The sequence below is a fragment of the Janthinobacterium sp. AD80 genome, assembly GCF_002878455.1.
GTDB lineage: Bacteria > Pseudomonadota > Gammaproteobacteria > Burkholderiales > Burkholderiaceae_D > Janthinobacterium.
Genome location: NZ_NRDQ01000190.1, coordinates 1 through 17,003, shown reverse-complemented (window position 1 = coordinate 17,003; position 17,003 = coordinate 1). Strand labels below are relative to the sequence as shown.

Genomic DNA, 17,003 nt, shown 5'->3' with positions numbered 1-17,003 from the left:
GTGGCGCGCGCGGTCGCTGGGGCGGCGGCGCGGGTGCGCCACGCTGCCGGGACGGGGAATGGCCGGTTCGACGGAAAACACGCGCGTGCCGGGCACGATGCCTTCGACGTCGCTTTGCGGCATCAGGAACAGGCGGTCGCCTTCAAAACCCACGACTTCCGCCTCGACCCGGCCGCCATTCGGCAGCGGCACGGTGCAGGCGGCCCCCACGGCCAGGCGCAGGCCCACCGCTTCCATCACCAGGCCGGCCACGCGTGTGACCCGGCCTGAAATTTGCATCGGTTCCACGAAGCCCACTACGGCCGAGCAATCGCTCAGGTAGGCGCGCCAGCGCGCCGCATGGGCGTTCGGGCCTTTGACGGGCTCGCTCACGGCGCCAGCCAGTCCAGGTCTTTGCCCAGCGCATGCGTCAGGCGCTGCCAGCGGGTGGACGCCTGGGCGTCGATCTGGTTGCTGGCCGTGTCGATCTTGCAGCCGCCGCGTTCCACGGCTGGGGTCTTCGATGACCCGCCAGCCGCCTTTGTCGAGCTCGTCGCCGATGCCGTCGCGCACCACTTGCGCGTCTTCGGGGTTGAGCATCAGCAAGGCCGGCTGTTGCAGCACGGGCAAGTATTCGATGGCTTCGCGCACCATGGGCAGCATCAGTTCCGGGCGCACGGGCAGGGCCGTCTTGAGCATGCCCTTGGCCAGCTGCAGCGCCAGTTCCATGACGTCATTGGCGATCAGTTCGTCCGCATGCTGCACGGCGCCGCCGAATTCGACGGCGATGGTTTGCAAATGCGCCAGCTCCACGGCGGACGCCGCCTTGCCTTGCGCATATGACTCCGCATGGCCATCGGCGTGCCCGGCCGCGTGGCCTTCCGCATAGCCGGCGGCGCGGCCTTCGTCGAAGGCGGTGGCGCGCGCTTCCTCGCGGATGGCGTCGAGCTCTTCCTGTGTCGGGTATTCCAGCGGCGGGGCCAGCTCTTGCTCGTGCAGCTCGCCGTATGGATCATTTTCCGGGTCGAGCTCCGGTTCCGGATCCGGTTCGAGCAGCTTGCGCGCCGCCACCACGCTGGGACGCTCGTCGCCAAACGAGGTCATTTCCCAGCGCTGGTAAGCGGTTTGCTGTTCCTTGGGAATCAAATTAGACAAACGAATCCTCGCCTTTTCCGCCTAAGACAATCTGCCCTTCGTCCGCCAGGCGGCGCACGATCTGCAGGATCTGTTTCTGCTGCGATTCCACTTCCGACAGGCGCACGGGGCCTTTCGATTCCAGGTCTTCGCGCATCATCTCGCCGGCGCGCTGCGACATGTTCTTGAAGATCTTGTCGCGCAGCTCCTGCGAAGCGCCTTTCAGCGCGATGATCAGCATTTCCGACTGCACTTCGCGCAGCAGCAATTGAATGCCGCGGTCGTCGATATCGATCACGTTGTCGAACACGAACATTTCGTCCATGATCTTTTGCGCCATGTCGTTGTCGTAGTTCTTGATATTGTCCATGACCGAGCCTTCCTGCTCGCCGCTCATGAAGTTCAGGATCTCGGCTGCCGCGCGCACGCCGCCCAGCGACGATTTCTTGATGTTTTCGTTACCGGACAGCAGTTTCGTCAGCACGTCATTGAGTTCGCGCAAGGCAGCCGGCTGCACGCCGTCCAGGGTGGCGATGCGCAGCACCACGTCGTTGCGCAGGCGGTCCGTGAAATGGCCGAGGATTTCGCAGGCCTGGTCGCGTTCCAGGTGGACCAGGATGGTGGCGATGATCTGCGGATGCTCGTTGCGGATCAGCTCGGACACGGATTGCGAATCCATCCACTTCAGCGATTCGATGCCGGACGCGTCCTTGCCGCCCAGGATGCGCGACAGCAGCACGGAGGCCTTGTCGTCGCCCAGCGCCTTGGTCAGCACCTGGCGGATGTATTCGTCCGAATCGAGGCCGACGGTGGAATTGAGTTCCGTCTGCGCGCGGAAGTCGTCGAGCACCTCGACCACCTGGTCGTGCGCGATGCCTTTCATGGTGGCCATGGCGGCGCCCAGCTTCAGCACTTCGCGCGGGCCCAGGAATTTCATTACCTCGGCCGCTTCGCTCTCGCCCAGGGCCAGCATCAGGATGGACGCTTTTTGCAGTCCCGTTGTCTCAGTCATTATTGCCTATCCATGCTTTGATCACGTTGGCCACGACGCGTGGGTCTTCCTGCGCCAGTTTCCGGGCCATCGCCAGGTTTTCGCGATAACCGCGCGCGGTGTCTTCTTCCAGTTCTTCCAGCTCCGCTTCGCTGAGCAGGACCTCGTTGTCTTCGCCGTCTTTCGTCAGTTCCGGCTCGATGACGGGCGGTGGGGCGCCGAAATCGTCGATCTTGCGCATCACGGGGCGCAGCATCGGGCGCACGATCTTGATGAAGATATACAGCAGGATCAGGGCGGTGATGAGGAATTTCGCCAGTTCCTTGGCCAGCGGCAAGTTGGCCGGGTCGCGCCACCACTCCAGCTTGCCTTCCGGCGCGCGGTCGATGCCGTCGAATGGCGAGTTGGCCACGCTGAAGCTGTCGCCGCGCTCCTTGTTGTAGCCCATGGCTTCCTTGACCAGATTATTGATCTGGACCATTTCGGCAGGGGAAATCGGCTTGACCGTGACCTTGCCATCCTTGTCGAAAGTACGGCGATAGTTGACGACGACGGCGACCGACAGGCGGCGCAGGCCGCCCATGGACTTCTGTTCATAGCGCACGGTCTTGTCGACTTCATAATTCGTCGTCGATTCCTTTTGCGAAGGCAGCGTCGGCGCGCCGGCCGGGGCGCCCGGCGCTTCCGCCGTCAGCGGCGCCGTGGCCACGCCTGGCGGCTGGTTCGACAGCGCGCCCGGCACGCCGGACGGGTTGGCATTGCCGGCGCCCGTCGATTCGCTCGTCTGCTGGCTGCGGATGGTCGACGCTTCCGGTGGCGAGTTCGGCTTGTAGGTTTCGGCCGCCTGCTCGCTCTGCGAGAAATCCACGTCGGCCGTTGCTTCGGCGCGTACATTGCCTTCGCCGACGATGGGCAGCAAAATCGACTCGACCTGCTTGATCACGCTTTGCTGCAGCTGCTGCACGTACTTGAGCTGGTTCGGGTCCAGGCTCTTGACGCCGTTGGCGCGGTCCTTGTCCTTTTCCTGGTTCGACAGCAGATTGCCCGCCTGGTCGACCAGGGTGACATTGATTGGCAGCAATTCCGGCACGCTGGACGCCACCAGGTGGACGATGGCGCTCACTTGCAACTGGTCCAGGCCACGGCCCGGATGCAGGTTCAGCAGCACGGAAGCCGTGGGTTTTTGCTGTTCGCGCACGAAGACGGACGGCTTTGGCAGGGCCAGGTGGACCCTGGCCGTGTCGACGGCGGAGACCGATTCAATGGATTTGGCCAGCTCGCCTTCGAGTGCGCGCTGGAAATTGACCTGTTCCAGGAATTGCGACACGCCCAGCTTCTGGTTTTCCATCAGCTCGAAACCCACGTTGCCGCCCTTGGGCAAGCCTTGCGCCGCCAGTTTCAGGCGCGCATCGTGGACTTGCTCGGACGGCACGAGGATGGCGCCGCCGCCTTCGGAAAACTTGTGCTTGATGCCCAGCTGGTCCAGCGATGCCGTGATGGCGCCGCCGTCGCGGTCCGTATAGTTGGAAAACAGCACCTTGTACTCGGGCGGCTGGTTCCACATGTACAGGGCGATGCCGATGCCGATCAGTGCCGCCACGCCCAGGCCGCGCAGGAAGTTCTTGCCCATCGGCGTCTTGGCGAAGTCCTGCATGGACTCCACCGGCGTGCGAGCGCGTGCCGGTTCCGGTGGTGCCTGGGTTACATCGAGTTCTTCCGCTACAGCCATGATTGCCTTCCGGGGCGCTGGTATTTGGTGGTGAGTGGGGGCCGTTCCCTCTGGAGGAGGGGGCGATATGCAGAATTATCCGCCACTGTCACGCGCTTCAATCGTTCAAACAGAAGGCGCTTTTGCCGCTTGCTCGGCCGAGTGGCTGGCGTTGGCGCTGGTATTGTGGAACCCTGGCAACGTGTGACGGAAGTTATTGTACCCGTCGTTGCCTTGCAAGCCAGGGTTTTGTTCTCTGGCAGCAACAGGCAGGAATACACGAAAATGGGGAGGCAAGGTGAAAACAGGCGGTATCGATAGCAGCAGGATCGAGGCGATGATCGCGCAACTGAAGTCGGCGGCCACGCGGCCGGAGGCGAAAGTGCCGGCGATCCAGACCGAAGCCCCGGCGGCCAAGGTGAATTTCGCCGACGCCTTCAAGGGCGCGCTCGAGTCCGTGAGCAGTGCGCAAAAGGCGTCGTCGGCCATGGGCCAGCGCTTTACCATGGGCGACGAAAAGGTCAGCCTGTCCGATGTGATGGTATCGATGCAAAAGTCGAGCATCGAATTCCAGGCGACGGTGCAGGTGCGCAACAAGCTGGTTTCTGCGTATCACGAGATCATGAACATGCAGGTGTAAACGTCGCACCAAAGCTACTGCGCGGCGCCCTTTGCGGCCTGCGATGCTCGCTGTACTTCAGTACAGCTGCGCGTCTCGGCCGCAAATCATCGCCGCTCGCTACGCTTTGGCGTGACGTTTGGTGGCCTTCAATTCTGCCTTACCCCAATCCAGCCATGCGCGCATTGCGCTCACGCTCCAGCCGCGTGATGTAGCGCTGCACGTGCGCCAGCATGCTGCGCGGCAGGTCGACGAACTGGCAGCCCAGGCGGCGATTGAGTTTGTTGTTCAGCAGGGTCATGTCCAGCGAGTTGCGGATTTGCAAGGTCGCCGTGACGATGCCGACGTCCGGCAGGTCGATGCGGCAGCCTGGGTAATCCTTGCCGATGGTGTCGCCCAGCATCAGTTTATTGTCCAGGATGGCGATGCCGCCGCAGCTGATGTCGGCCAGCGGGAAGGGCGTGTCGGCGCCGCCGAGCGTGGGCGGCAAGGGAATCGAGACGCGCACGGGATTGCTGACGGGCGTGGTCATGCGGTAATACTCGCGGCGCTGCAGGCGGATCAGGGTTTCCGGCACGGCGATCTTCAAGGCGGGCGTGCCGCCATGGTTGCACTCTTCCACCAGGGCGCTGGCGAACAGGATGCGGATCTTGTCGAGCGAGGTTTCAAACGAGATGCCGGTGGCGGCCACCATGCGCCGGTTCTGGTCGGCATTCACGGAACGGTCGAGGATGACGGTATTGCGCTCGGCATCGACTTCCAGGATCGAGGTGACGCACACATCGGATTCGCCATGGATCAGCATGCGGATCAGCTGGTTCTTTTCGCTGATGCTGCGCAGCAGGGCGATGATTTCCCGCCGCGATTCCACTTCAAAGTCATGCCAGTTTTCAAGGCCGGAATCCATAATATGTGCTTGCATTGATGCCTGTCTATGTATCGGTGGAAAGTGAGCTGGTATCGGGCGGCGGCGGGATCGGCCCGCCCTTCGCAGATTCAATATGATATAACCAGGCCAGCAGTTCCGCAATCGCCCGATACAGCCCCGGCGGAATCTGCCGGTCCAGGTCGACATCCATCAGCAGGGCCACCAATTCCTTTGACTCATGCACGAAGACGCCGTGTTCGCGCGCCGTGCTGATGATCTGGTCGGCGATCAGCCCGCTGCCCTTGGCCACCACTTTCGGTGCCGGCGTGCCGCTCTGGTAGGCCAGGGCGACGGCTGTCTGCGGCACCTTGCGCCTGGTATCGTCAAGCATCGGCGTCTCCCGCCGCCGGCGTTTCGACCGTGTCCGGCTTGCCGGCAATGCTCAGCGATGCCAGTGGCCAGCCGGCCGCGTCGAGCGCCGCCTCCAGCCGCGCCGCATGCTGGCGCAGGGTGTCGGCACTGGCTTCGCTGCCGGCCTGCATCTGGATGGCGACCCTGCCGCCTTGCAAGACCACGTGCGCGGCCAGGTCGCCCAGCAGGGGAAACTGGAAGCGCACGCTGCTGCGCCACGCGGTCGCGTCTTCCTCGTCGCCGCGGCCTTCCTGCTGCTGGCCTTCCGGCGCATCGCGGCTGATATCCCACTGCATCTTCTGTCCGGGCCAGGCTTCGCCCTGCCACTGCACGCGGGCCTGCTCGTGCGTGTGCAGCTGCATATTGATCAGTTGCGCCGAGGCCAGGTCGGTACCGCTCTTCTGCGCGTCGGCCTGCTGGGCTTTCTGCATCTGCGGTTCCAGCAGCAACGAGGCCAGCGGACGCTTGCCTTCGGCCCATTCCGCCACATGCGATTCATAGAACAGGCCGCTGCTGCCGACCGTGTCGCGCAGCTTTTGCGCCACTTGCGCGGGATCGGCACCCGGCGTGGCTATCAGCGGCGTCTTGCCGACCAGGGTGACAGGCGCGCCGGGCACGCTTTCGGCCTGCACCAGCACGCTGCTGATGGCGCGCGCGGTGGTGCTCAGCTCGGGCGCGGGCGTGTCGCCGGCCAGCGCGGGCAGCAGGTTGGACGGTGTCAGGGGGGCGCGGCTGAGCAGGGTGGCGGCGGTGCTGCCGGTGCGGGTGCCGGCCTGGGCCGCGCCAGCCTGCGGGCCGCGCGTCTCGGCCGCGTCGGGTTCGGCATCGGCGTCGGCATATGTCAGCAGGGGATTGGCGGCCTGGTCGCGCGGATTGCCGATCTGGAAAGAGGGGCGGGGATTGATGCCGATCAAGGTCAGCGGGATTTCCGCCCCCAGCTGGGCGCCGGCGGGCAGCTGCATGCGGGCTGGCGTGCCGGCCACGCGCACGAGGAAGCTGCCGTCGCCCATACGGGCCAGCACCTGGCCCTGCATGGATTTGCCGACCAGTCCCTGCAGCGAACGCTGGAACTCGGCCTGGCGCGGATCGCCAACCGTGTCGGCGGGCCGCGCGACCTTCACCGGGGTCAGGGGCGTCATGCCGATGGCGTCCATCTTCGGCAGCATGCCGCCCCCGCCCGCGCTTACACGCCGTAGGCGTTGGCCAGGCGCCGTTCGGTGCCGGTGCTGTTGATCAGCTTGGACAATTGCGCCATCCACGGCATGGTCAGGTCGCGGATCTTGCGGTCGTCTTCCAGGATCTGCTTGATCAGGGCCACCTTGCGCTGGCGCCCCGCGCTTTCCAGCACGACTTTTTCTTCATTCGCCTTCAGCGCGGCCACATGCGCGGTCACTTGCTGCTCCAGCACTTCCAGCTGGTCCCAGTCGGCGTTGCTGGCGGCGGTCACCATCTGGCCCGTGAGGGACTGCATGGCTTCGTAGGTGGTCAGGACTTCTTGATTCGTCATCATGGATCAGGCGCTCGCAAGGCTGGGCATACGTTTCAGGTCGGCGCCGGGCGTGGCGGCGGGCGTGGAGCCAATGGCGTTCCAGGTTTCGCGCAGGTCGCTCAGCAAGCGCTGCACTTCTTCCAGCAAGGTGACATCGTTCTTCAGGTTGGCGCTCAGCAGGCGTGCGCCCATGTATTCGTACAGGGCGTCGAGGTTCTCGGCGATCTCGCCGCCCACTTCCTTGTCCAGGCTGGCCCGCAAGCCATTGTCGATGATCTGGATGGCGCGCGATATCGCCTTGCCTTTTTCCGGCACGTTGCCCGACTTCATGTGCATCTGCGCGCTGAGCACGGCCACCAGGGCGCCGTCGTACAGCATCACGATCAGCTTGTGCGGCGAGGCCGAGACGATGCCCGTTTCCAGGCCGACCTTGGCGTAGGCGTTGACGCCGCGTTGTTGGGTTCCAAACATGTGATTCTCCTGATGAATGGGCTTAGCGGTTGGCGGCGATGGCGGCCAGCTGCTGGGTCAGATAGGTTTGCGTGGTCTGCATGGCACTCAGCGACACGTCGAGGCGCGAGAACTGGGCACGGTAGCGCGCTTCGATGGCGGTCAGTTTTTCGCTGAACTTGTCGCGCTGCGCCGCCACCGATTTCAGGGTCTCGTTGATACCGTTCGTGCGGCCGGTGATCATGCCGTCCGTGCCCAGGAACGAAGTGGCCAGGTTGTTGAGCTGGTAGGCATAGCCTTGCGAGAAGCTGACGGTGCCGCGCGGGCCGATCGTGCCGCCTGTCACCTCGATTTTCAAGCCTTCCGACGACGAACCGGGCGCGCCCGTCAAGGTCTGGCCGGAGCCGATGACCGGTTGTCCGCCCAGGGTGCCAGCCACGTCCGCACCTTTGACCGGCTTGGCCGTGCCAAACAAGGATTCAATGGTGGTTCCCGTGCCGTTGCTCAGAGCCAAGTTCGACACGGAGCCATAACGGCTTGAGGCCAGCACCAGCTTGCCTGCGCCATCGATCGAGGCCGAGACGGTGGCGCCGTTGTCCGAGAAGGCTTTCACGCCATTGATCGACGATTGCATTAGCGCCGCCATCTGGGCCGGCGTATAGGTGCCGGCCGGTATCGTCACCTGGGCCGTGTTCTTGGCGGATGAAGGATCCGTATCGTTCAGGGTCACGTTCCAGGTCGTATCGCTGGCGATGGTCGTGCTGGCGCCCAGCACGCCGGTGGACGTGAGCGAACCCTGGCTGGCCATGGTGGTGATGCTCAGTTCATACGTGCCGGGCTTGGTTGCCGCCGTCGAGCTGGTGAAGGCAACGTTGCTGTCGCTGGTCTTGCCGATGGCCGAGAACAGGCCAGCGATATCGCTGAAATTGGCACTGATGGCTTTGTCGAGTTTGCTGGAATCCAGGGCCAGGCTACCGTCTTTCTGGAAAGAAATACCCACCTGGCTGAGGGTACTCATAGTGCTGTTCAATCCAGTGATCGGCGCACCCAGCTGCCGGCGCAGCTGGCTCTGGATCGATTGCACGGTCGAGTCGCCCAGCAGCACGCCGCCCGTCTTGGTGTCGGGATTGTACGCCGTCATTTTACCGATCGCCGTGTTCAGTTCGTTATATGCTTTGACGAAAGAGTTGATGCTGGTCTTGACTGTGGTGGTGTCCTTGGCAACGGACAGGCTGCTGCTGCCGACCTTCGTAATACCCAGGGTAACGCCTTCGATGGCCGTATCGACGCTGTTTGAGCTGCTGGTGATGGGAATGCCGTTGACGCTAAACATGGTGTTCTGTGCTGCGCTGTTCTGCTTCAGATTCTGCGTGCCGCCAACGTCGTAGGCCAGCAAGGACTCCAGGGCGCTGTCTGCTGGCTGACCGTCACTGCCGCTCAGTGAAATCTTCATGGCCGAATTGGCGCCCGTCTTGCTTGAGCTGAGCACCAGATGGAACGGTTTGTCGCTGCCATCGGAGACGATGCTGGCCGTCACGCCCAGGCCGGCATTGTTGATGGCGTCGCGTATGCCTTGCAAGGTATTGTTAGTGGAGTCAATGACGACTGACCCCGTTGCCTGCGTCGCATCCTGGGTGAAGCCCGCACCCAGGTAGCTGCCGACGGTACCCGCCGTCAGGCCGGCCGCGGCGGGATTGCTGCCGGCGATGACGATGGGGCTGGCATTGCCGGACGTTAAGGTGATCGCGCTGGCAATCGTCACGTTCGAGCCGTCATTGGTGGCGCCCGTGGCCTTGCCGATGCCGCCGCTGACGCCACCCGTGACGACTTCTTCGATATTGATGTTGGAGCCGTCGGCGCGCGTAAACTGCAAGGTACCATCTGCAGCCTTGCCCGTGACAGTGATATTCGCGGCGGCCAGCGCATTCGAGACGGCATTCGGTCCTTCCAGCGTGGTATCGAGGCTGGCGGCGGTGATGCCGGCGCCAGCGGCCACGTTCTCGCCTTGCGAGACGATTTCAATACCGCCAACGGACAGGGAATAGCCGCTGCCCGTGCCGCTGGTGGCCACATTGCCATAGGTGCCGAACATGCCGGCATCACTGCTCGCTGGCTGGGCTGTCGCCGTCACGCCCGTGGTGCTGCTCTTGGCATTGATGGCGTCGGCCAGTGCGCGCGCGCTTTTCGTGCTGGCGTCCGTCGGGATGGCCGTGCCGTTGATGGTCACCGAACCGTTGCTCACGCCGGTCAGCAGGGTGCTGCCGCTCAGCGTTGCGCCTTTGGCACCAAAGGTACCGCCACTGGCCGAGCCCAGCTGGAAAGAAATCGTCGTCTTGGCACCCAGGCCGATGGTCGACAGCTTGCTGGCCATGCCGCCCGACGTCAGCGTTTGCGCCTGCGCCAGCTGGGAGACATTGATATTATAGGTGCCGGCCACGGCCTTGGCGCCGGCGGTGGCCGATAGCACCAGCGGATCCGATGGCGTGGCGCTGACGGCGCGAAAGTTGTTCGAGTTGGTCAGCGACGACAGCGAGTTCTGGAAGGTGCTGATCGAACCGCCCAGCGTACCCAGGGCGCTCAGCTTGGCCTGGTAGGAGGCCGTTTTCTTGTCGTAGAGATTCAGCGGCGCAGACTCAGCCGTCATCAGCTTCTCGATGATGGCATTCACGTCCAGCATGCTATTGCCGATGCCCGGAGAGGATAAGGTTGGTGTGATGGCCACTGCATGCTCCTAGGAAAACACTAATATAAGCTGTTATCGGCAGAATCAATCAGGACTTGAGAGGGGGATTTACCGCGCTGTTTTCAATTCAGGCGGAAAAGCGCATTGCGGGGGAGGAATGTCGTTGTACTTATGGAAAAACGGGGCCCGATAGCACTGCTATCTGACCCCGTTTTCATGTCGAAATATTATGCCCTTCTGGATCATGCCGATGGGCAATGCCATGCTAGGCGCTCTGGCTGATCAGCGAACCCTTGGCCGAGTCGAAGGCCTTGGCCAAGGCCAGTGCTTCCTTGGTGGGAATTTGCCGCAAGACTTCCTTGGTTTCCTGGTCAATGACCTTGACGACCGTGCGCTGGCTGTCTTCGTCGACGGAAAATTCCAGGCCTTGTGTCTTGATCTGCGATGACTGGTTCAGTTCCGATACGGCCTGGTCCAGTTGCGCGCGGCTCGGTTCCTGGCCGTTTTGCTCCGTGGCTTGTACGCCTTGATTGCTGGCGCTGCGGGCCGTTGCCGTACGTGCTGGCGCCGTGTCTGCCTGGGCGTAACTCTTCTCGATCCGGCTCGCCGAGGCGGCCGCTATTGTGTCTATAGTCATGGTGCTCTCCTAGTGAAAATTCCCCTGCCGAAAAAATCGGCAGGGGAACCTGAGTCCAGCGATGTGACGAGACTAATCGAAGATTAGCCGCGCAGCAGGCTCAACACGCCGTTAGGCAGCGAGTTTGCTTGCGCCAGCATGGCGGTACCAGCTTGTTGCAGGATCTGGCCACGGGTCAGGCTGGCAGTTTCTGCTGCGAAGTCGGTATCGACGATGCGGCTGCGCGATGCGGACAGGTTTTCCGTCGTCGATTGCAGGTTCGAAATCGCCGAGGAGAAGCGCGATTGCAAGGCGCCGTACTGAGCGCGTTGGCTGTTGACCGTCGACAGTGCCGCATCGGTGATCTTCAGCGCCAACTGCGCACCCGCAAAGGTTGTGACGTCCAGCGAGGCAACGGATTTCAGCGCCGAACCGGCATTTGTTGTTCCCGCAGCTGCGGCACCCAGGCCCAGGCCGGAACCCGCGTCGGTCACGGAGAAGCTGCTGTCCGAATCGAACGTCACGCTGCCGTTGGCGATCGCAACGCCAGCTACGCCCTTGGCGTCGGCGGCGGCCGAGGTCGTACCATCCAGGTTGTAGGTTTTAACGTTGAGCTTGACGGCGGCCGTGGTGCCATTCGTCACCTGGATATCGGCGCCATTCGAATTGCTCAGCTTGATGCCTGGATTTTTGGCGTCAAAACTTGCCGTAATACCCGTTTTGGCGGTTTGTGCATTGATCGCGTTGATGCCGGCGGCAAAGTCGGCAGCCTGGTTGGCGGCGCCGGTGACGGTGAACGAAACAGACACAGCATCAGCAGCTGAGGCATTATCGCCGTTCAATTTGAACGAGTACGATTCCGCGCCCAGATCCAGGTTGGCTTCGGTTTTTGCCGTGGCGGTGACGCCGGTGGTTGCCGTTTTTGCATTCAATGCGGCAGCGATCGATTTAGCGGTATCGCCTGTGACGGTGGTGTACTTCTCGGTACCCAGCTTGCCGTTGACGGTGACATCCTTGGCTGCAACGACGTTGGTCGTGGTCAGTTTGGCTGCAACAGCGTTGTTTTCAACGCGGTTATTGCCATATGTGTTGGTCAGGAAGTTCGCGCCATTGGCGGAAATCAACTGATTGGCATCGGCACCGACCTGGAAGTTGGCCGTACCCATGGTGCCATCGAGCAGTGCCTGGCCGTTGAACGAGGTGGTCGTGGCGATACGGTTCAGTTCCGAGTTCAGCTGCGTCACCTCGGTTTGCAGCGCCTGGCGGTCGCTCGACGAGTTGGTCGAGTTCGACGACTGTACTGCCAGTTCGCGGATACGTTGCAGGATGTCGCCAGAGCTCGACAGTGCACCCTCGGCCGTTTGGGCCAGCGAGACGCCGTCGTTTGCATTGCGGGTTGCTTGGGTCATGCCGCGGATTTGCGACGTCATGCGGTCGGAAATCGCCAGACCAGCAGCATCATCCTTGGCGCTGTTGATGCGCAAGCCAGAGGACAAGCGTTGCAGCGAGGTGCTCAGGGATGCTTGCGAGGAGCTCAGGTTGCGTTGCGAGTTCAGGGAAGCGATGTTGGTGTTAATTACTGCAGCCATGTTAATTCTCCAGACAGGTACTACATTGCGCTATGTGCTAGTCACTTTGGCCTGCCCCGCTGTTCCGGGACAATCAAGCCGCTGTTGTTTAGGGTAACGGTTGCTCTGCGGGAAAATTTATGGCGAAAAACGCTTTAAATTTTATTTTTCTGCCCTTCAGTTTGCAGTGTGCGGCGCGTTAGACGGCATGATTTTTGGAAACTTGAGGGTAAAAATAGTTTTATTTTTGAATTGTTTTGCTGGGCCGGTCGCGTACGTCCACGGGGGGGGGGGTGGCTTTTTTGATATTTCTCTTGCGCTTGGCCGCAGGCGCGAAGCGCTGTCACATGAAAAATGCCGTCCGGCCAGATGGCGGGACGGCATGCGGATGGGGCGGGATCAGCCTCACTCCGCCACCACCACCCGGTTCTTGCCAGTCTGCTTGGCCTGGTACATGGCGCGGTCGGCGCGTTTGACCAGTTCGGCCTGGTCTTCGTTGGGGTGGCGCAGGGCCACGCCGGCGGAGAAGGTGATCAGCACTTTCTCGTTGTCGTGCAAGAAGAAGTGGCGCGTCAGCTCGCGCTGCAGGCGCGTCATGGTCGAGGCGGCCGCGTCGACCGTGGTTTCCGGCAGCAGGATGAGGAATTCCTCGCCGCCGAAACGGGCGATGACGTCCATCGAGCGCAGGGTTTCCTTGACGATTTTCACCAGGTGTTTCAGCGCCGCATCACCGGCCAGGTGGCCATAGGTATCGTTCAGGCGCTTGAAGTCGTCCAGGTCCAGCATGGCGATGCACAGCGGCGTGCCGCGGCGGTCCGAGCGGGCCGTTTCGCGCTCGAACACATCGTCCAGGCCACGGCGGTTCAGGCTGCCTGTCAGCTGGTCTTCCCGCACCAGCTCGCTCATATGCTGCAGCTTGGCTTCCAGGGTGTGGATGCGCTGTTCCGCATCCTGCACTTCCTGGCGCGCCAGCACCATCTTGTCGCGTGCGCGCAACGCCTCGTTCTGCACCATGCGCGTTTCGCGCAGCACTTCGTCGAGCACGCTGTTCAATTCGCTGATGTTTTCCGCCTGGCTGATCTTTTCCGAATAGCCGCCGATCTTTTCGTGGAAGTCGCCCGTGCTGGCCGCCACTTGCCCCAGGCGGTCGATGAAGGTCATCATCATGTTCTTGACCGTCAGCTTGACGTCGGACAAGCTGTGCTTGAGCTGGCCCTGCTTGTAGATCACTTCCTTCAGGCTGCGCGTGGCGTCTTCCAGCGCGCGCTGGTCCAGCGGGCCGGCGATGAGGTTTTGCACGGCATCGACCTGGCCGCGCAGCCAGCTGTCGTCGTCCAGCAACTGGCTGACATTGTCGAGCAACAGCTTGAACAGGCGCAGCAGCAATTCCTGCTGCTCGGCCGTGTCGCCGCTTTTCAGTTCGATCTGGTAGCACAGCTGCTTCAGGCGCAAGGCCGCTTCGTTCAGTGCCTCTTCCGTGTGCGCCTGCTTGATGGCCGCGCCCAGGGATTCGGCCTCTTCCACCAGCGCGGGCGTGCCCGTCAGCAAGGTGGCGACGGCAAAACCCAGGGTGCGGCTGAGCAATTCGCGCAGGGTGCGCGTCTGTTCGCCGTCCGGCAGGGGCGGCAATTCGATGCCGCCGCCTTTCTTGACCTGTTTTTCCGCCAGCTGGGCCAGGGTGCGCGCATAGCTGTCCCAGTCGCGCGCCTTGAGTGCGCGCTGGAAGCGCCGGCCAAAGTCGCCCAGTTCGCCTGCCGATTCGCTCATCTTGGCGGCGAATTGCGTCAGGACATTTTCCGCGCCGCTTTCCGTGGGAGCGCTGGCGGCCAGCACGGCCGCAGGGGCGGCAGGCGTGTCGGCCGGTTCCGTGATGCCGGCGATTTCATTGTAGATATCGCGGTAGGCGCTCGGCGTCGGCGCGATGCGGCGCGTCGCCAGGCGGCGAAATGCTTCGCGGGCGATATCGGCCGGATTCATCGGCGTGCCAGCGGCGGTATTCGTGGCGCCGGCAGGGGCGCCTGCTGGCGGAGATGGCAATTTACTGGACATGTAGGCAAAGCCTTTTTAGATATTTTCTAATTATCCCCATGATATGCGAGTTGGCAAAGAACTTATTGTGCGAGAAGCAAGGATAAGTCCGTTCAATTCGCCAGATGCCAGCGGGCATGCCGCTTTGCCGTCAATCGACCAGCTGGTTGCGGATGGCGTAGTGTGTCAGTTCGGCGCTATTTTTCAGCTTCATCTTGACCAGCAGGCGGGCGCGGTATTCGCTGACGGTTTTTACGGACAGCTTGAGTTCTTCGGCGATCACGCCGACGGCTTTGCCCGAGGCAATCATCACCAGGGTCTGGTATTCGCGGTCCGACAAGGTGTCGTGCAGGGCCGTTTCATGGTCTTCGCCCACCGTGTTGGCCAGCTCCTGGGCCAGCGAGGCGCTGATGTACTTCAAGCCCTGCGCCACCTGGCGGATGGCCGTGACCAGTTCGCGCGGCGCGCTCTGCTTGGTCAGATAGCCGGCCGCGCCCGCCTTGAGCGAACGGATGGCGTACTGGTCTTCCCGGTGCATGGACAGCATCAGCACGGCCAGTTCCGGTTTTTCCTTCTTGATCTGCTTGAGCACGTCGATGCCGCTGCGGTCGGGCAGGGAGATATCGAGCAGCATCACCTGGCATTTCGAGCCACGGAACAGCTTGATGGCATCGTGGCCATTTTCCGCCTCGCCGGCCACGATGATGTCGCGGGTATCGGCCAGGATCTGCTTCAAGCCTTCGCGCACGATCGCATGATCGTCGGCAATGAATACGCGGATGGTGGCTTTTTCTTTCATGACTGCATTGTTTCCTATCTGATTCACTCGCGCCAGGCGCGTCCGTCTTGCCTTACGGCGGTCCGCTGTGCGCTGGCGCGCTGGCTGCAGCCGCTATTATCGCCTCTCGCGGCGTGGCCAGCCGGATTTTTATGTTCACCACCGTGCCGCCGTCCGGGCCATCCATCAGGCTCAGGCTGCCGCCGAGGGCGCTGGCGCGCTCGGCCATGCCGCGGATGCCGAACGATTGCGGTTTGGCGCGGTCGGACAGGCGCATGCCCACGCCATCATCGGCGATGGTCAGGCGCAGGTGCTGGCGCTGCCGGGCCAGGCGCACCGTCACCTTGCTGGCCTGTGCATGCTTGGCGATATTCGTCAGCGCTTCCTGGGCGATGCGGAACAGGCTGGTCGCCTGGTCAAGCTCCAGCTCGATATGCTGGCGGTTCGAGACGAACTGGCAGGCGATGCCGGCCTGCCGCGCGAATTCCTTGACTTGCCAGTCCAGCGCGGCAACCAGGCCCAGGTCCAGCATCGACGGGCGCAAGTCCAGCGAAATACGGTGCACGGCGTCGATGCTGCGGTCGACCAGGGCGTCGACATAGTCGGCCTTTTCCTGCAACTGCGGGTCGTCCGGCGGCAAACGGCGCGCCAGCATGGCCAGCGCCATCTTGATGGCCGTCAAGTTGCCGCCCAGGTCATCGTGCAGTTCGCGCGCCAGGCGCGTGCGTTCGTGCTCCTTGACCTTGTCGATATGCGCCGTCAGTTCAGCCAGGCGCGCGCGCGACTGGCGCACCTCGATCTGCTCGAGCCGGCTTTCCGTGATATTCGTCATGATGCCTTCCCACTGCACCGTGCCGTCCGCCAGCGCGCGCGGCGTGGAGCGCAGGTTGATCCATTTCACGTCTTTCCAGGCATCGACCCAGATGCGGCCTTCCCAGTTCCAGCTCCACAGTGCCGCTTTCGACGCCTGCATCGATTCCAGATAGGAGGCGCGGTCATCGGCGAGGATCAGCTGATAAAACAGTTCCGGGCGTGCATGCAGCTGCGCCGGGCTCAAGCCCAGCAGGGCCTGGCAGCCATCGCTCAGGTAGGCGAAGGCGGCGCGGCCATCCGCATGCAGGCAGAACTGGTACACCAGGCCCGGCGTATTCGAAACGATGGCGTTGAAGCGCGACTGCACCTGGGCCAGGGCGGCGGCCGTCGCCTGCGGCGTGCGCAAGTCCTCGGCCACGGCCAGCAGCAAGGCGCGGCCCAGGCGGCTGGTGCGCGACAATTGCAGCGACAGCGAATACAGGCTGCCATCGCGGCGCCGCTGCTGCACATGCAGCCGGGCTTGCGCACCGATGCTGTCATCCAGCGAGCCCAGCACGCCGGCCAGCTGCTGCGCATCGAGTTGCGGCGCCAGGGTCAGCGGCGTCATCGATTGCAATTGCTCGCGCGTGTATTGCAGGTTCTCGCAGGCGGCATCGTTGGCGTCCAGCAATTGCAGGCTGGCGGCGTCATACAGGTAGATTTCGGCGGGCGCCGCGCGCATGGCGGGCGCCAGCTTGGGAAAGTCGGGCATGGTGGTGGCTTTCTGCATCAGCGGCGGGCGCGCCAGAAGGCGGCGAAACGGCGCAGTACCCGTGCCGGGCGGGAATCATGGCGGCCGGCCGTGCGCTTGCGCAGGCGCTGCCACCAG

Annotated in this window: 15 protein-coding genes and 2 pseudogenes; 1 reads left to right on the top strand and 16 read right to left on the bottom strand. The window is 62.8% G+C overall.

Translation table 11 applies throughout. The features are described 5' to 3' along the window. The 5 genes and pseudogenes from JaAD80_RS25980 to fliF all read right to left on the bottom strand — a co-directional run. Positions 1 to 384 (bottom strand): annotated as a pseudogene (locus tag JaAD80_RS25980) (flagellum-specific ATP synthase FliI); the annotation flags it as partial. After that, positions 369 to 488, bottom strand: coding sequence for a FliH/SctL family protein (locus JaAD80_RS31690; RefSeq protein ID WP_258003186.1), 120 nt, complete (start codon positions 486 to 488; stop codon positions 369 to 371). The pseudogene JaAD80_RS25980 and the gene JaAD80_RS31690, both read right to left, overlap by 16 nt. 67 nt (positions 489 to 555) lie before the next feature. Continuing rightward, a pseudogene (locus JaAD80_RS25975) lies at positions 556 to 1,083 on the bottom strand (FliH/SctL family protein); the annotation flags it as partial. A 43-nt stretch (positions 1,084 to 1,126) separates the two neighbouring features. After that, positions 1,127 to 2,125: a flagellar motor switch protein FliG gene (gene fliG, locus JaAD80_RS25970; RefSeq protein WP_077407811.1), complete on the bottom strand. Its 999-nt coding sequence runs from the start codon at positions 2,123 to 2,125 to the stop codon at positions 1,127 to 1,129. Continuing rightward, a complete protein-coding gene (gene fliF, locus JaAD80_RS25965) occupies positions 2,118 to 3,833 on the bottom strand; it encodes a flagellar basal-body MS-ring/collar protein FliF (RefSeq protein WP_102298866.1) in 1,716 nt (571 codons plus the stop codon). The genes fliG and fliF overlap by 8 nt, the downstream gene beginning before the upstream one ends. 316 nt (positions 3,834 to 4,149) lie before the next feature. Between fliF and fliE the strand changes: the two genes are divergently transcribed. Continuing rightward, complete coding sequence (gene fliE / locus JaAD80_RS25960; protein ID WP_258003185.1) at positions 4,150 to 4,452, top strand: flagellar hook-basal body complex protein FliE; 303 nt, start codon at positions 4,150 to 4,152, stop codon at positions 4,450 to 4,452. A 139-nt stretch (positions 4,453 to 4,591) separates the two neighbouring features. On the opposite strand, the gene JaAD80_RS25955 is transcribed toward fliE, so the two are convergent. The 11 genes from JaAD80_RS25955 to JaAD80_RS25905 all read right to left on the bottom strand — a co-directional run bounded on the left by JaAD80_RS25955 (position 4,592) and on the right by JaAD80_RS25905 (position 16,886). Beyond that, on the bottom strand, positions 4,592 to 5,338 hold the full coding sequence (locus JaAD80_RS25955; protein WP_102298863.1) for a flagellar brake protein: 747 nt from the start codon (positions 5,336 to 5,338) through the stop codon (positions 4,592 to 4,594). Between the two features lie 25 nt (positions 5,339 to 5,363). Further along, on the bottom strand, positions 5,364 to 5,690 hold the full coding sequence (locus JaAD80_RS25950) for an EscU/YscU/HrcU family type III secretion system export apparatus switch protein (protein WP_102298861.1): 327 nt from the start codon (positions 5,688 to 5,690) through the stop codon (positions 5,364 to 5,366). After that, positions 5,683 to 6,876: a flagellar hook-length control protein FliK gene (locus tag JaAD80_RS25945; protein ID WP_102298859.1), complete on the bottom strand. Its 1,194-nt coding sequence runs from the start codon at positions 6,874 to 6,876 to the stop codon at positions 5,683 to 5,685. Before JaAD80_RS25945 ends, JaAD80_RS25950 begins: the two co-directional genes overlap by 8 nt. Before the next feature lie 17 nt (positions 6,877 to 6,893). After that, on the bottom strand, positions 6,894 to 7,220 hold the full coding sequence (locus JaAD80_RS25940; RefSeq protein ID WP_102298857.1) for a flagellar protein FliT: 327 nt from the start codon (positions 7,218 to 7,220) through the stop codon (positions 6,894 to 6,896). Positions 7,221 to 7,223: 3 nt separating this feature from the next. Continuing rightward, positions 7,224 to 7,670, bottom strand: a complete 447-nt coding sequence (gene fliS, locus JaAD80_RS25935) for a flagellar export chaperone FliS (protein WP_102298855.1) — start codon at positions 7,668 to 7,670, stop codon at positions 7,224 to 7,226. Positions 7,671 to 7,692: 22 nt separating this feature from the next. Beyond that, entirely contained in the window at positions 7,693 to 10,371 is a 2,679-nt protein-coding gene (gene fliD / locus JaAD80_RS25930; protein ID WP_258003184.1) for a flagellar filament capping protein FliD, read from the bottom strand. A 226-nt stretch (positions 10,372 to 10,597) separates the two neighbouring features. Then, complete coding sequence (locus JaAD80_RS25925) at positions 10,598 to 10,969, bottom strand: flagellar protein FlaG (protein ID WP_102298852.1); 372 nt, start codon at positions 10,967 to 10,969, stop codon at positions 10,598 to 10,600. An 83-nt stretch (positions 10,970 to 11,052) separates the two neighbouring features. Next, positions 11,053 to 12,537 carry a flagellin gene (locus tag JaAD80_RS25920; protein WP_102298850.1) on the bottom strand — a complete coding sequence of 495 codons (1,485 nt, stop codon included), beginning with the start codon at positions 12,535 to 12,537 and terminating at the stop codon, positions 11,053 to 11,055. Between the two features lie 384 nt (positions 12,538 to 12,921). Beyond that, complete coding sequence (locus JaAD80_RS25915) at positions 12,922 to 14,493, bottom strand: GGDEF domain-containing protein (RefSeq protein ID WP_102298848.1); 1,572 nt, start codon at positions 14,491 to 14,493, stop codon at positions 12,922 to 12,924. 202 nt (positions 14,494 to 14,695) lie between these two features. Then, complete coding sequence (locus JaAD80_RS25910) at positions 14,696 to 15,343, bottom strand: response regulator transcription factor (protein ID WP_102298846.1); 648 nt, start codon at positions 15,341 to 15,343, stop codon at positions 14,696 to 14,698. 52 nt (positions 15,344 to 15,395) lie between these two features. Continuing rightward, positions 15,396 to 16,886, bottom strand: a complete 1,491-nt coding sequence (locus JaAD80_RS25905; RefSeq protein ID WP_258003183.1) for a sensor histidine kinase — start codon at positions 16,884 to 16,886, stop codon at positions 15,396 to 15,398. Positions 16,887 to 17,003 lie beyond the last annotated feature (117 nt).